The 15,456-nt window shown below is 69.0% G+C and carries 11 protein-coding genes; 9 read left to right on the top strand and 2 right to left on the bottom strand.

Annotation, left to right across the window (positions count from 1 at the left end; translation table 11 throughout):
* Positions 1-79: 79 nt before the first annotated feature.
* The gene (locus tag AB0N02_RS35115) at positions 80-442 is read left to right on the top strand and encodes a hypothetical protein (RefSeq protein ID WP_363955515.1); all 363 of its coding nucleotides are present in this window, start codon (positions 80-82) and stop codon (positions 440-442) included.
* Here AB0N02_RS35115 and AB0N02_RS35110 read toward each other — a convergent pair.
* A complete protein-coding gene (locus tag AB0N02_RS35110; RefSeq protein ID WP_363955512.1) occupies positions 439-1,029 on the bottom strand; it encodes an HNH endonuclease signature motif containing protein in 591 nt (196 codons plus the stop codon). The genes AB0N02_RS35115 and AB0N02_RS35110 overlap by 4 nt on opposite strands.
* Positions 1,030-1,220: 191 nt before the next feature.
* Here AB0N02_RS35110 and AB0N02_RS35105 point away from each other — a divergent pair, with 191 nt between their 5' ends.
* The 3 genes from AB0N02_RS35105 to AB0N02_RS35095 all read left to right on the top strand — a co-directional run bounded on the left by AB0N02_RS35105 (position 1,221) and on the right by AB0N02_RS35095 (position 2,796).
* The gene (locus AB0N02_RS35105) at positions 1,221-1,805 is read left to right on the top strand and encodes a hypothetical protein (protein WP_363955509.1); all 585 of its coding nucleotides are present in this window, start codon (positions 1,221-1,223) and stop codon (positions 1,803-1,805) included.
* Between the two features lie 131 nt (positions 1,806-1,936).
* Entirely contained in the window at positions 1,937-2,551 is a 615-nt protein-coding gene (locus tag AB0N02_RS35100) for a hypothetical protein (RefSeq protein WP_363955506.1), read from the top strand.
* On the top strand, positions 2,548-2,796 hold the full coding sequence (locus AB0N02_RS35095) for a hypothetical protein (protein ID WP_363955503.1): 249 nt from the start codon (positions 2,548-2,550) through the stop codon (positions 2,794-2,796). Before AB0N02_RS35100 ends, AB0N02_RS35095 begins: the two co-directional genes overlap by 4 nt.
* A 21-nt stretch (positions 2,797-2,817) precedes the next feature.
* On the opposite strand, the gene AB0N02_RS35090 is transcribed toward AB0N02_RS35095, so the two are convergent.
* On the bottom strand, positions 2,818-3,618 hold the full coding sequence (locus AB0N02_RS35090) for a hypothetical protein (RefSeq protein ID WP_363955500.1): 801 nt from the start codon (positions 3,616-3,618) through the stop codon (positions 2,818-2,820).
* Between the two features lie 413 nt (positions 3,619-4,031).
* Between AB0N02_RS35090 and AB0N02_RS35085 the strand changes: the two genes are divergently transcribed.
* The 5 genes from AB0N02_RS35085 to AB0N02_RS35065 all read left to right on the top strand — a co-directional run bounded on the left by AB0N02_RS35085 (position 4,032) and on the right by AB0N02_RS35065 (position 15,435).
* On the top strand, positions 4,032-10,067 hold the full coding sequence (locus tag AB0N02_RS35085; RefSeq protein ID WP_363955497.1) for a hypothetical protein: 6,036 nt from the start codon (positions 4,032-4,034) through the stop codon (positions 10,065-10,067).
* A 71-nt stretch (positions 10,068-10,138) separates the two neighbouring features.
* Entirely contained in the window at positions 10,139-12,691 is a 2,553-nt protein-coding gene (locus AB0N02_RS35080; RefSeq protein ID WP_363955494.1) for a fibronectin type III domain-containing protein, read from the top strand.
* A 73-nt stretch (positions 12,692-12,764) separates the two neighbouring features.
* Positions 12,765-13,247 carry a hypothetical protein gene (locus AB0N02_RS35075; RefSeq protein WP_363955491.1) on the top strand — a complete coding sequence of 161 codons (483 nt, stop codon included), beginning with the start codon at positions 12,765-12,767 and terminating at the stop codon, positions 13,245-13,247.
* A 10-nt stretch (positions 13,248-13,257) separates the two neighbouring features.
* Positions 13,258-13,719, top strand: a complete 462-nt coding sequence (locus AB0N02_RS35070; protein ID WP_363955489.1) for a hypothetical protein — start codon at positions 13,258-13,260, stop codon at positions 13,717-13,719.
* A gap of 9 nt (positions 13,720-13,728) precedes the next feature.
* Positions 13,729-15,435 (top strand): fibronectin type III domain-containing protein, encoded by a 1,707-nt coding sequence (locus tag AB0N02_RS35065; RefSeq protein ID WP_363955487.1) that lies wholly within the window; start codon positions 13,729-13,731, stop codon positions 15,433-15,435.
* Positions 15,436-15,456: the final 21 nt, after the last annotated feature.

Below are 15,456 nucleotides of genomic sequence, written 5' to 3'. Positions count from 1 at the left end.
GTCACGGTTGGCCGCCCAGTAGTAGAGCAGCACCTTGTCGCCCTTGTGATACAGGTGACCGTTCATCTCGTGGTCGCGGGTGCTCGGCGGTGAGGGCCGGGTCGGCGCCTACTCCGAGCCGCCGTACCCGCGGCTGCGGCTGCACGAGGTGCCGGGCGGGTCGATCGGCGAGCCGAGCGGCGAACTGTTGTGGACGGTCACCTCGTGCGTGCAGCTGGAGGCGCTCGGCGCGGGTGCTGACGCTCCCGGCGTCGGCAAGCTCAAGCGCATCGTCATGGTGGCGCTGCGCGCGCTGGCGGAGCTGCCTGCCCAGCCGTACACCTCGGGGCCCGTCATCACGCGGGTGCGGTACGTGCCGGGCAGCGGCGGCCCGATGCCGGACATCGACGGCCGTCTGCGGTGGGTGGCCAAGGTGCTGATCTCCGCGCACGAGCCGCGTTAGCCGATGGTGAGCTGCTCCCCCATCCCGCCGGCGGTTTCCACCAGCAGCCGCGCGACCTCCCGCCGGAGCCGTGTCTCGCCTTCGGCGGCGCGGGTCTTGCAGATCAGGCAGTACCGGTGTGAGGTCCGCCGCGGTGGCACGTAGATCGTGCCACCCGGGTAGGACACACCGTCCACGACGACCGGGGCGAAGGTCAGCGGGTGGCCGTGGATGCACGTCTCCTTGGCTGCGTTGATCGCGGTCGGCGCCCCGGATCGGAGCACGTTCTCCCGGTGCGTCACCCCTTCGAGGTGGGCGATGTTGCAGCATGTCCGGTGCGGGCAGGCCGGGCCCGGCGGGCACACCGAAGGGTCGTGGCACATGTGGTCGGGCTCGTAGCCGTCCGGCAGCGGCCCGTGGGCGCGCTCGTAGACGTACCGGGCGACGCTGATCTTCTTCCCGCCGATGATGATGTAGCCGTACCCCTGGTCGTTCGTGTCGCCGGTCCACAGCCAGCAGGGGCCCAGCTCGGGCCGCAGCTCCGGCACGGGGCCGTGCATGTTGACCTGGGCCAGCCACCGCGCCCCTGCCAGGCGTCTCCTGCTCACCGCCGCACCGCTTCCTTGTGTCGCGCCTTCGGTGAGTGTCGCACCACCACCGCGTCGGCGAAACCGCCCCGCGCGTCGGCGTAGCCGTACACAAGCGCCCCGGCCGCGTACAACCGGCGGTCGAGGGTCCCCAACCCGCTGACCACCTCCGCCTTTGGGCGGTGGGTGGCGCTACAGCATTGGGGGATCCTGTGGCAGCCACAGACCAGTTCGTGCCGGTGCTCGCCCGGGTGTGGCTGGGCCCGGTCGGCACGACCGCGCCCGCCGGGCCGACCATCGCGATGGGCGCCGGGTGGCGCGACGTCGGCCACTTCACACCCGACAGCCTCAACTGGGAGACGTCGCCGGAATTCGAGGAGGCGTCCAGCCACCAGTCGGACTACCCGATCGCGTCCTGGCAGACCAAAGACGGCGCGACCCTCGAGGTCGACCTGTACGAATGGACCGCCGACAACTTCAAGGCGGTGTTCGGTGGCGGTACCGTCACGAAGATCACGCCGTCCGGGGATCCGGCGCCGCCGCCCTACTACAAGTTCGTTCCTCCGAAGGTCGGCGGACGCGACGAGGTCGCCGTCGTCGTCGAGCTGATCAACGGCAGCCGGCACCTGCGGCGCATCATCCCGCGCGCCCAGCAGGTCGAGGGTGTCACCCAGTCGCTCAACAAGGCCGAATCCTCGGTGCTGCCGCTGCGGCTCAAGGTCCTCGGCTCCGACCTGGCCGACGCCTGGTACGACTACAACGACTTCGCGTCGTTCGCACCGCCTGTGGGCCCGTAAGCCTCAGCGATGTGGACAGGTGAGGGGAGGCGCGCTGTACGGCGTGCCTCCCCTTCCCGTCGTGGCCGTACACAAGCCCAGCGGATCCGTACTGTCCCGGGGCGTCTGATCCGACGATCCGGGAGTCCTCGATGGCACTGAACCTCAACGCCGCCCGCCGTGCCCGCGCCGAGCGCCGCAAGCGGAAGGCCGGCCCGTTCCCGCTGTACTTCGGTGTGGAGCCGGACGGCAGCGACAAGGTGATCGCGATGATGCCGTCGGGGCTCCCGCTGCACGCGCTGGCACCGCTCATGAAGCTCGACGTCGACATGGCGTATCTGCTGCACGTGCTGGAGCAGGCTCTGCTGTCGGGCAACACCACCACGGACGCCGAAGTGATCGGCATGGTGATCGGTCTGCTGTCCAAGACCCCCAACCTGCCTGCCCAACTCGTCAAGGCGGGGCGTGAGGTGGCCGTGGAGATCCTCACCCAGGAGGGCTACGACCGATTCATGGCCGAGAGGCCAGAGATCGAGGACGTTGTCGAGTTGGTGAAGGGCCTCGCGGCGGAGTGGGGCGTGGGCCGGGGGGAATCCTCGCCGCCGAGCGGTGGCTCGCCGAGTGGGACCGAGGGCTCTACGCCGACTTCCGAGACGTCTACGGACTCGACCTCGGCGGAGTCTTCGACGATCCCGGAGACCCCGGCTTCATCGGAGTCCACGATTTCCTCGACCTCTGCCACCACCTCCCTCACGACGCCCGAGTGAGGGTGCCGCGGGGCTACTGGCTGGACCCGTGGACCCGCACCCACGAGCTGCTGGCCGCCGTTCACCACGAGCAGACCATCGTGGTCGCTGACAAGCGGCGCAAGAAGGAGTGGCGGTGGCCGCGGCCGACGTGGATGGAGGAGGCGGAGAAGGAAGCCAAGCGCCTTCGTGGCGGTCAGCCGTCGCAGGCGAGCATGGACCGGGCGATGAACATGATGATGGCCACCGCCCGGCCCCGGAAGTGAGACGCTGGTGGTGCTGATGTCTCAAGTCCGGATAGTGGGTTCGATGCCCGCGGACCGCAGATCGGCGTAGATCGTTTTGCGGTCTACGCCCAACGCTCTGGACAGGGCGTTGACGTTCCGCGCGCCCGCGCGCCAGACAGCAGCAACCAGCAAAGGCCGGGGGACGGGGATGAACGTGGTGCCCCTCCGCAAGAGCCCTTCCATGGCCTGGGTGAGCCGTTCGGGGGCGGTCACCACCACCTGCTCGGGGTGGCCCTCCGGCCACACGGCGAGCCCATGGACAGTTTCGTCAGCGGCGCGACGCGCCGCGGCCGGGGTGTCTCCGGCGGGGGCGAGGAGGGTCTCGATGCTGGCGGTGGCAGGCTCGGCCACCTGGTAGCGCGCCCAGCTGTCTGGCAGGTCCTCCTCACTGGCGGTGATCCGCTCACGTTCGGCAGCGATCCATGTTGCGACTGCCTCGCCGGCCTGGAGGCTGGTGAGTAGGCCTTGGCGGTAGGTCCGCTCTACCCGGCCGAACATGGCCTCCAGTAGGCCGGAGGCCGCGAGGCGGGCGAGGAGCGTCTCGACCTGGCGCTCGGGGAGCGTTCCGAGGCGGTACCAGATGGTGTCGGCGCCCTCGCGTGGGCCGAGTTCGTCGATCCCGCCGAGGAATTCCATCGTGATACTGACGGCCCGGATTTTGATGATGCTGACCGGCTCGGGGTCCTCCTGCGGTTTGCGGTCGCTGCGGTTCCATCCGCTGATAGAGACGGCGTATTCGTAGCCGCGGGAGAGCGTCCTGGCGGGGAGCGTCCTGACGGGGTCGATCTCGTAAGTTGTCATGTGGAAAATTCTACATGTGGAATATTCCACACTCTAGGCTTTCCTTGGATTAGTTGGGGCTCCAGGGGTGACAACACTCCACCTTCGCGAGGGATGGGAGCGGTGCGGCGGATTGCCCGCCAGCGCGTCGGTTTTCGACTCGTGCACCATCGCCCGGTGCTCCGACGCACGTTCGGCCAACACGATCTGGGCGGGCAAGGGCTACCCCACCAGCCGCGAGCGGTGGTTACCGCCGCCACACGTTGACCTTCTCAGTCACCAGCAGCGGAGCACCCTCCGGACCCTTCACATGGGACGGGATCCACGTCTTGCGACGCAGCTCCGAATGCTGCCCCTTCTCGTCGCCGGACAGTAACGGTCCTTTTCGGCAGCCTCCACCCCTGACGTACGGGGGTGCGCAGGTGGCTGACGGGGTGGACAGCGTCGAGGCAGGGCGGATCGAGCTCGAGGTTGTCGCCGAGTTCGGGCGGGACTTCGAGCGCAAGCTGAAGCGTGAGGCGGAGGCGCGGGTCCGCGATGTGCAGGTTCGGATCCGCGCGGAGGTCGACGCGCGCCGTTTGGCGGTCGAGGCGAAGGCGGCGGCGCGCGCCGCGCAGGCTGAAGCGTCGATCAAGCTCAAGGCGACGCTCGACGATACGGCGCTGCGGCGGGATCTGGCGGCGCTGGTTCGGGAGCTCAGCGGATCCGACGTGAAGGTGCGCGTCACCGCCGACGTCGACCGGCGGCAGCTGCGTGACGACGTCGCGGCTGCGGCGCGCGACAGCGAGACCAGCATCACGGTGCCGGTGAAGGGCGACACGAAGCCGGCCGAGGAGGACACCGACCAGTTCCGCCGTAAGCAGCGGAGCAAACCGGTCACGCTGCCGTTCGGGCTGCACTTGCCGGATGTGCAGAAGGCCGGGCAGGTCGTGGCGACGCTTGGGCGGGTCGGTGCGACCGCGGCCGGGTTCATGCTGGCCGCGGCGGGCGCGACGGCGCTTGCGAGTGGGCTGGTCGCGGTGGCCGGTGCTGGGTCTCAGGCGATCGGCGTGTTGTCGATCCTGCCTGGGGTGGCCACGGCCGGTATCCAGGGGCTGGCGACGCTCCTGGTGGGTTTCAACGGCGTGGGGACGGCGCTGGGGGCGCTGAGCAAGGCGGACAAGGCGTCGGGGGCGTCAGCGGCGTCGTCGGCCGCGGCGCGTGAGGCGGCGGCCGAACGGATCAAGTCGGCCGAGCGGGCGATCCGCGACGCGGTGCACGCCCGGATGCTGGCAGGCGAGAGGGTCGAGGACTCCAGGGACGCCGCTGTTCAGGCGGCCAAGGCCGTCGTGGCGGCCGAGGAGCGCGTCAAGGAGGCGGTTGCCAGGGTCGGCGCGGCACGCGAGCGTGCGGCTGAGGTCGCCGCGGAGGCGGCCGACCGGCAGGCGTCGGCGGCTCGCGCGGTCGAGATGGCCGAGCGCCGCTACGCCGAGGCCCAGCGCTCCAGTCAGCGGGCCACCGAGGCGCTGAGCGAGGCCCGCAAGATCGCCAAGGAGCGCATCGAGGACCTCGCGCTGGCGGTGCGCGGTGGCGCTCTGGACGAGCGTGGGGCGCAGCTCGGTATCGAGCGGGCCAAGATGCAGCTCGATCGGGTCAACGCCGACCCGTTCGCCGACGACCTCAGCAAAAGGGAGGCACAGCTCGCCTACGACCAGGCGCTGTTCCGGCTGGACGAGGTGCGCGAGCGTAACGGTGACCTGGCCGAGGAGCAGGCGGAATCCGACCGTCGCGGGGTGGAGGGGTCCAAGGAGGTCGAGGCGGCAAAGGAGCGGGTCACCGACTCGATCCAGGCCGAGAAGGACGCCGAGTACGCTCTCAGCCAGGCCCGGAAGGAATCAGTCAAAACCGCCGTTGAGGGCGCAAAGGCCGTAGAGCGGGCAAATGATGACATAGTGGCGGCGTTGCGGGGCGTCAAGGACGCCACTGACGACGTCGAGCAGGCCAAGAAAGCGCAGATCCGCGCCGAGCGCGACGTCCGCGAGGCCTTGTGGTCGCAGATGCTCGCAGTCGAGGCCGTCACGGACGCCCAGAAGGAACTGGCCAAGGCCAAGAAGGCAGCGGCAGAGGCCGGACGCGGCGGCGGGGGCGGGGGCGGGGTCGATCCGGTCGCCCAGGCCATGGCGGACCTCTCGCCCGGCATGCAGCAGTTCGTGCTGTACCTGCACAACGTCGTCCGCCCTGAACTGCGGAAAATCCGGGAGGACGTGCAGGAGGCGATCGCGCCGGGCCTCAAGGCCGGCGTTAAGGCCGCCATGCCGGTCCTGAACACCCTGCGCGGTGGCCTGTCGGCCACCGGGTCGGTGATCGGCACCATCGCGAAGAACCTCGGGGAGTTCCTGGGCAGTGACAGCTTCAACCTGGACCTGTCGCAGATCATGGGCCGCAACAACCAGGCACTCGCATTGTTCGGCAAGACCGGGCAGTCGTTCCTTCGGGGGATCGTCGACATCCTCGTCGAGTCCGGCCCGTTCGTGGTCAAGTTCGCGGAGGGGCTGGAGCGTGGCGGGGAGGCCTTCGCTCGGTTCACCGATCGGACCCGCCGAAGCGGGGAGATGGCCGACTTCTTCGGCCGGGCCTGGGAGATGGCCTCCAAGCTGTGGCGCATCGTGTCCAATCTCGGTGGGGCGATCGGCGGGCTGTTCAAAGCCGCCTCTCCCGCTGGCGGGACCCTGCTGGAGGACCTCGCGAAGGCCGCGGAGGACTTTAACAAGTGGATCAACCAGCCGGAGACCCAGAAGCGGCTGACGAAGTTCTTCGACAACCTGGTGCCGCTGATGCGGCAGGCCGGTGGGTTGATCAAGGACGTCGTGGTGTTCCTCGGCAAGCTCACCGAGGCCGTCGTCAATGACGGCACGCTGACCGACTTCATCACCTTCCTGCGGGACTTGGTCGGCTGGCTGACGGGTCTGACGGAGATCCCGATCATTGGTGACCTGATGAAGTGGGTGCTGATCTTCGGGCTGGTGGCGGCTGCGGTCGGCACGCTGATAGCGAAGCTGGGTGGGCTGATCAAGGGGATGCGGCTCCTGCTCAAGTTGGGCAAGGGGCTGGGCAAGTTGACGGGCCTGTCGAAGCTGTTCGGTGGCGGCAAGGGCAAGGGGGGCGGCGACGGAGGGCCGGAACTGCCGGACATCGGTGGCGGTGACGGCAAGGAGAAGGGCCGGAAGAAGGGAGGCAAAACCGGCGCGGGCGCCGGTCTCGACGCCGGCGACCTCGCTGACGTCGCCGCGGACCTGGTTGATCTCGGTGACAGCGCGGACAAGGCCGATAAGAAGACCCGCGATCTCGGCAAGGGGCTCGACGATGTCGGCAAGAAGGCCGACGTCGGCGGGAAGAAAACGGGCCTGTTCTCGAAGGCGCTGGGCGGCCTTAAGGATGTAGCGGGTAAGGCCGGGGGGCTGCTGGGGGATCTGGCGGCAGCGGCTGGCCTGGACAAGCTCGGTGATCTGGCGGGGAAGGTCAAGACGGCGTTCTCGAAGGTCGACCTGGCGGGCGCAATCAAGAAGCTGAACCCGGCGATGCTGATCGACAAGATCAAGGGGAAGATCGATCCCGGGGCGTGGATCGGCAAGCTGAACCCGAAGAACCTGCTGTCGAATATCGGAGCGAAGATCAACCCGGCGGGGTGGCTGTCGAAGCTGAACCCGAAGAGCCTGCTCAACAGCATCGGCTCCAAGATCAACCCAGGGGCGTGGATCGCCAAGCTCAACCCGAAGAACTTGATCGGTTCTATCGGGGCGAAGATCGACCCGTCCGGGTGGCTGTCGAAGGTCAACCCCGCAGGCATCTTCGGCAAGCTCAAATCGAAGATTGACATTTCGTCGTGGTTCTCAAAGGTCAACCCGGTCGACCTCATCGACGACGTCGGCGGCGGCGCGGGCAAGGACGGAAAGGGTGGCAAGGGCGGCAAGGGAGGCAAGGGAGGCGTCGGCGGGAAGGCTCTGGCGGGTGCCGGCCTGGCTACCGCTGGGACCGCCGGATTACTGGTCACAGGTGGTATCGCCGGACTGACTGGGGCGATGCAGGCGACCGGCGAGCCGATGGACCATCCGGTCAACGTCGGTCTGGCGAGCCTCGGGAATATGTTCGGTATCGGGGAGATCTCCAAGGCTTTCGCCTTCGGGGATGAGTACTGGGCCGACCAGAAAAAGAAGATCAACGAAGTCCTTGGCGTCTTTCGGTCGGCGCCGGAGCGCGCGCAGCAGTACTGGGGCCAGCTGTGGGAGTCGGTCGCGAAGGGGACCGACATCGGAGCGTCTGGCACCGCGGCCCGGCTGGGCGCGTTTCTGACCACCACTCAAGGTAAGTTCTCGCAGCTCAGCAGTGACGCGCCGCCGAAGGTACAGCAGATGTGGGCTGACATCCAGCGGGACCTGGCCGCCGGGGTCACCCCCAGCCAAGCCAAGATCGACGCGTTCGTGCAGGCAGGCGGCGGCAAGTTCCTGGAGCTGTCGAAGAACGCGCCAGACGCCCTGAAGCAGGGATGGTCGGCGGTGCAAGCCGGAATTGACTCGTTCACGTCGATCGCCGCGAACAAGTTGGGCGAGTTCGCCAACTCGGCGAATGCAAAGTTCCTCACCCTCAAGACGAACGCGCCGAGCCATCTTCAGGCGATGTGGTCGGACATCCAGGCGAAGATCACCGCTGGGACGCCGGTACCGCAGAAGATGATCGATGACTTCGTCGCGGCGGGCGGCGGGAAGTTCCTCGGTCTGCGGAAAGACGCGCCGCAGGCCGTGCGGGACATGCTCACCGATATCCAGGGGAGCCTGACGGCTGGGCTGGCGCAGGCCGCGCAGAAGATCGGCCAGTTCATCTCGGATGGCGGCGGGAAGTTCCTGCGGCTGCGGCAGGACGCGCCGAAGCACATCGTCTCGATGTGGTCGGACATCCAGCGTGACATTGACACTGGTCGTCAGCCCAGCCAAGCCAAGATCGATGCGTTCGTGCAGGCGGGCGGCGGCAAGTTCGTGAACCTGTCGAAGGACGCGCCCGCGTCCATGCGTAAGACCTGGACCGACATCCAAGCCGGGGTCGACCCTGGCCTCGATCCGGCGAAGAAGAAGGTCAGCGAGGCGACGCTGGCCATGGCGAAGTCCTTCGGCACCGCCAAGGACGGCATTGGCCGCGAGTGGGAGAAGATCCCCGCGGTGTTGAGGGGGCCGATCGCGTGGATTGTCAACAACGCCTACACGGGTGGCGTCAAGCGCATCTGGGACGCCATCGCGGGCCCGATGGGGCTGACGCCGCTGCCAGAGGTGAAGCTCGGGTTCGCGCGGGGTGGTGTCGTGCCGGGGCCTGGCGTGGTGCCGGGGTATGCGCCGGGGCAGGACCGGATGCTCGCGGCGGTGGCCCCTGGCGAGGGATTCCTGCGGCCGGAGCTGGTGCGGGCGCTCGGCGTGGCGTGGGTAGACGGCGGGAACCAGGCCGCACGCATGGGCGGTGTGGCGGGGGCGGCGCGGTTCCTCGCCGAGGCGGGGACCCCGGGGATGGGCTTCGCGTCCGGTGGTGTCGTGCCGGGGCCTGGCGGGAAGGCCACGGCGAAAGGCACAGCGAAGGGCGGTAAGCAGCCGACCGCGCTGGAGCGGCTCTTGGCGGGTGTCGGCACACAGTTCAGGACCCTGTTCGCCAAGGGACTCGGCGCGGGGGCGAGAACCGCGCTCAACCCGATCAAGGCGGCTATCGCCGCGGCGATCGGAGACCGTACCCAGTTGCAGCGGCTGCTGGGCGCGGTGCCACGCAAGATGATCGACAACGTGATCGCGAAGTTCGACGCGCGAGACGTCGAGCTCAACCGGGACTCCGGGGGGCCGGTGCCGCCGGGCCGGTCGCTGGTCTTCAACGGCACCGGTGAGGACGAATGGGTGATCACCGCTGATGCGGTGGATGCGCTGGGCGGTCCGGCCGCTGTCGCGGCGCTGAACGCCGGCGCGGTGAGTCAGACGGCTGCGGTGGGGAATCCGCTGGCGGCGTTTGGCCTCGATGTGCGCTCCCCGGAGCAGGCTCGGCAGGCGGTTGAGGCGGCCCAGGCCGCTGACCAGCTCGCCACGCGCATCACCGCGGCGATCCGGGACGCCTACTCGGGGCCCGGCGGTGTCATCGAACTGCTGCGGACGCTGACGTCCAGCACGGCCGGAGGAAGCGGGGCGAGCAGCGGCGCCGGAAGCGCTCCGTCTGCCGGGGAGATCGGCACCGCGGTGGCCGACGCCGTCTCTTCCCAGGATGGGCTGGATCGCAGGGTGGTGGAGAAGCTCGTGACGTCGTGGGGGAGCGTCGTGTCCGCCGGGTCCGGGCTGGTGGAGGGCCGTTCGTCCGGCGGGTCGTCAACGGCGCCAGGGAAGATCGAGGTCAACGTCTACCCGCAGCCGGGCCAATCGGAGTTGGAGATCGCCACGATCGCGGCGCGGAGGGTGGGGGCGCTCATCCGCTGATGAGGAGGTCGTGGGCGGACCGTAGCGGGCCGGTTCGCCCATGATGCGCCCTGACATCGGAGGGGGCGTGGATGAGCTACGTCGTGCAGGAGAAGGTTTACACAGCCGGGTCGGCGTCGTCGTCGCATACGGTGTCGTTCTCCTCGACGCGCGCGAACTCCCGGGTCGTGGTGATCGTCAACTCCTACGCCGGAGTGACGGGCATCAGTTCCGGCTACGGGCAGCATGAGTGGACGGCGCACACGCTCGGTATTCGCCTGTACAGCAAGCTGTCGAGCGGTGGTGACACGTCGATCACGGTGAGTCTGAGCGACGCCACCGACCGGATCTTCATGTGGATGTTCGAACTGGCGGACGCCCCGACCTTCTTCGGGTCCGCCACGGGGTTGAGCAGCGGGGCGGCGTATTTCTCGGCCAGTAGCCTGCCGGCTGGGTGTGTGGCGGTGGCCGGGGTGTCGCACTACCTGACCGGCCCTACCGATAACTCCAGCACCTCGTGGCCGAGCGGGTTCTCCGGCCGCGGGTACGCCTTCAAGGACTGGATGGACTCCGGTCTCCGGAAACGCGTGTGGTCGTCGGCGGCCGTCAACGACTCGGTTTCGGAGTCGCTGAGCTTCAGCCAGGACCTGGTGGTGGGCGACTCCTTGCAGACGGCGTGGGTGGTCGGTGTGTGGGGGCCCAACCCGGACACCGAGCCGCCTACGGTACCGACCGGGTTACGCCTGACCGGGATGACGAATACCAGCGTCACCGTGGAGTGGAACGCCTCCAGCGACGCCGGGGTCGGGGTGTCGCGCTACAGCGTGTATCGCGACGGCGCATGGGTGGCCGACTCCTACGAGCTCACCGCGACTGTCAGCGGCCTGACCGCAGGGCAGACATACCTGATCGGTGTGGACGCGGTCGACTACAACGGCAATCGGTCGGAGAAGGCTACGACGTCGGTGACGGTGATCGCCGATACGACGGCGCCGACTGTGCCAGGCAACCTGCGGATCACCGCGCTGGGTGCCGGGTCTTTCAGCCTGGCGTGGGATGCCTCGACCGACAACATCGGCGTGGTCGGCTATGGCATCTACCGCAACGGCACCAAGGTCGGTAGCGACCAGACCGCGTTGACGAAGGCGTTCTCTGGGCTGGTCAACGGCAGCACGCACACCGTCGAGGTCGACGCCGTCGACATGCACGGCAACCGCAGCGCACGGGCGTCGATCACGGTGCTGGCCGCGCCCGACAGCACGCCACCGACCGTGCCGGGCACCCTGCGCACCACCGCGGTGTCGGGGGCGAGCATCGCCATCGCCTGGGATCCGTCGACGGACGCCCACATCGGCCTGGCCGGGTACGGCGTCTATAAGGACAACATCAAGATCGGCGGTGACATCACCGCGACGAGCTACCGGTTCAACGCCCTCACCGAGAACCAGACGTATCTGCTGGCCGTCGACGCTGTGGACCGGGCTGGCAACCGGTCCGCGAAGGCGTCGATCAGCGTGCAGGCGGTCACCGAGACCGTGCCGCCCACCACGCCGGGAAGCCTCGTGGTGACGGAGGCGACGCACACAACGATCAGCCTGTCCTGGACAGCGAGCACGGACAACGACGAGGTGATCCGCTACGACGTGCTCGTCGATGGAGTCCGGCGCGGCGACACCGCAGGCCTAGTGTTCACGGTGCAGGAGCTCACGCCAAACACGACGTTCGTGGTGGCGGTGCGGGCGGTCGACCGGTCCGGCAACGTATCGGGGCTCGCCGAGGTGGTGGCGGCCACGACGGAGCCGCCGTACGTGCCGCTTGCGACGCCGGTGTATCTGCTGGCCGGGTGGGCGGGCAACACCCGTGACAGCGACGGCGTGCAGTGGGTCGTTGAGGAAGAGGATGGGTGGTCGTCGTCGGCGGAGGTGACCGGGCTGGGCGACGACCAGGACGGCGATGACGGCGGATTCGCCGGGCCCGGCCGGTTCGGAGGCAAAGTCATCACTCTGTCTGGGACGGCGGTCGCGCCTGACCGCGCCAGGATGGCGCAGGCGATGGATCGGCTGGCGGCGATCCTCCACCCCGGTCAGCTGACGGAGTTGCGGGTTGTCGAAGAGCACATGACGCGGCGGGCGATGGTGCGGCTGTCAGACCAGGTGCAGATCACGTCGCGCGGGAGCAGGGCGTTCGGGTGGGAGTTCACCGCGGCCGCCGACGATCCACGCCGGTACGGCACACCGATCCGGCACGAGACCTCTGGAGAGGCGCCGGCCCCGGTGGAGGTCGTGGTGGAGGTGTACGGCGACTACCCGGACGGGATCCCGGCCGCGTTGACGATCCAGGACGCCATCGCCGCCCCGCGACTGTTGCACGTGGAGACCGGCGTACAGATCACTTTCGACGACGATGTGATCATCAACCCGGGGTACACGGTGCGGGTGGACCTGCTTGCCCGGGACGTGACCGTGTTCAACCCCACCTTGCCGGTCGGGCAGCAGACCGCGTCGGGCATGCGCTCCATGATCGCCTCATCGACGTGGTTCCAGTTCGTTCCCGGCCCTAACACGGTCCGGCTGTTGGGACAGTCGCACCCGACGACGCCGGGCCCGGTGACGCTCATGGTGGATACCGCGGACTGCTGGACCTGAGGGCGGACGGTAACCGGCGCCGGTCGGCATGCTGCCCTCCGGTAACGCAAGGAATCGCCTCCGGGGGGATGACATGGGCGGGTACACGGCGACAGCGGACGCGGTCGCATCCGGGACGGCACAGAAGACCGTGCTGCAACTGGCCAATCCGGCGGCGAACCCGGCGTCGCACCGGATCGCGGTGTACGGCATCTGGGTGGGCATGAAAGGCACCACGTCCAACGCGGTGCCGCCGCGGCTGCTCATCGCCCGCCAGACGACCGCCGGAGTCGGCAGCGCCGCGCTGGCCGCCGGGCACGGGCCGGTACCGCTGGACTCGGCGTTGCCCGCCTCGGCGATGACGGCCGTCAAAGGACCCGCCGGCACCTGGGGGACGGAGCCGACGACGACCGATGTGCTGTGGGCGCGGGAGATACATCCCCAGACGTCCGGCGGCGAATACATCCCGCTGGGCGACGAGATCCGGCTGGCGCCCGGCGGCTACCTCGGCGTGCTCATCATCGCCGCAGCGACGGTCCAGGTGACCGCCCAGCTGTACTGGCGCGAAGGCCACTGAGGCGGTCGGCGTGCTCGTCGAGGACTTCGAAGACACCAACTACATCTTCACGATCACCAGCGCGGGCGGGTGGGCGCGTAACAACAGCCGCGCCAAGACCGGCTCCTGGTCGTACAAGTCGGCCGCGATCAGCCACAACGCGACAGCGGACGCGGTCATCACCGTCCCTGCGGGGGCGCTGACGGTCCGGTTCTGGTACACGGTGGACTCCGAGCCCGGCTACGACTTCTTCCGCTTCAAGGTCGGCTCCACACAGCAGCTGGAGGCGTCGGGAAACGTCGACTGGACGCAGACACCGGAGTACCCGCTCGGCGCGGCAACGCAGATCACGTTCTCCTACTCCAAGGACGGCTCCGGCTCGAACGGCGCGGACGCCGTGTGGGTGGACGACGTCACGTTCACAATGCCCCTACCGCACCTGGTGCAGCCGCCGCGCTCGGTTGCGGCGCTGCATCGCGCGTCTCGCTGGTGAGGTGAAACCGTGGCACGTTTCGGCCGTAGATATCCGGCGCCGCCGTTCCGGTCACGGTTGCCGCTGTCGACGCTGCCGCCGCCACCGGAGAACCTGAGAGTCACCGCCTCGGCGCCGACCACGGTGACGATCACCTGGGACGCTCCAGCCGGAGGCGCGGCCGGGTACGGCGTTTATCTCGACGGGGCGGCGCAGGGCCCCGACCAGACCGGCCTGTCGTACACCGTCACCGGCCTGGTCGAGGGGCACACCTACCTGGTCGAGGTCGACGCGGTCAACGGTAGCGGCAACCGGTCGGAACGGGCCTGGCTGAGCGTCACCACACCGGACGTCACCGTACCCACCACGCCAGCGAACCTCGTCGCCACCGCGGTGTCGCACACCGCGATCACCGTGGGGTGGGAGGCGGCGTCCGACAACGTCGGCGTGACCGGCTACCAGGCCTACCTCGGCGGGGCCGCGCACGGCCCGCAACAGACCGGCCTGTCGCACTCCTTCACCGGCCTGTCGCACGGCACCGCCTACCTGGTCGAGGTCGAGGCGGTCGACGCCCAGGGCAACCGCAGCATCCGCGCGCAGCAAACCGTTGCCACGCTGGTGGATCAGCCTCCTTCGGCGCCGCCCGGCTTGACCGCCGAGCACGGCGAAGAACAGGTCACCCTCACGTGGGGTGCCGCCACCGACGATCTCGGCGTCACCGGGTATGAGGTCCTCGTCGACTCTCAGGTCGTCGCCACGTTGGGGCCGGCGGCGCGCACGTACACGGTGCTGGACGTCGTGCCGGGCATCACTGTGGCGTCAGCGGCGGTCCGTGCTCTCGACACGGGCGGGCACACCGGCCCGGAGGCGTCGGTGTCGCTGCTGGCGCCGTACATGCCGCTCGACATGCCGGTGTATCGGCTGGGCGGGTGGGCGGGCAACGTGGTCGACGAGCACGGCGTGCAGTGGGTGGTGAAAGAGGAGGAAGGCTGGACATCGTCTCCGGCGGTGCGGGCACGCTCGAGGCCGCGCGGCGGCCTGGACGGGCAGATCAGCAACCCCGGCCTGTACGGGCGGCGCACCATCACGCTGAAGGGGACGGCGGTCGCACCGTCCCGGCTGGAGATGCTGGCCGCGCAGCAGCGGCTGGTGTCGGTGGTGTCGCCGCGCAGGGAGGCGCTGCTGCGGGTGCTGGAGGTGCACCGTGCCCGGCAGGCCCGGGTCCGGCTGGTGGGGCAGGTGCAGATCACCGACCGCGGTTCCCGGGTGTTCACCTGGTCGATGACGGTGAGGGCGGCTGACCCGCGCCGGTATGCGCTGCTGCCGACACGGGGGGAGGCGGTGATCGATGCGTTGCCGGGCGCGGCTGAGGTGCGGGTCGTCTTGGATGGGACGTACCGGTACATCCCCGGGGTGCTGCACCTGTGGGGGCCGATCCGGAACTTCCGGATTACACACGCCGAGTCGGGTGGGCAGCTGGTGGCGGCGGCCGGGGTGGAGATCCCCGCGGACCCGGATTACAGCGTCGCGATCGACCTGGGGGCACGGTCGGTGACGGCGTACGTGCCGGTCTCGGTGTGGCCGGAGCCGCGCCCTGGGCGGGGCTTGCTGCGGCACCCGCCGGCCTGGTTCACCCTTCAACCCGGGCTGAACACGCTGCTGGTGGAGGGGCAGCCGGTTGTCGGGCAGAGCGGGGCGCCCCGGCTGGCGGTGGAGACCCGCGACGCCTGGGCGTGACCGGACGTAAGCCGTTCCGCT

Source organism: Streptosporangium sp. NPDC051022, from assembly GCF_040683035.1.
In the GTDB taxonomy this organism is placed as follows: domain Bacteria; phylum Actinomycetota; class Actinomycetes; order Streptosporangiales; family Streptosporangiaceae; genus Streptosporangium.
This window is presented reverse-complemented; position numbering and strand designations above follow the sequence as displayed.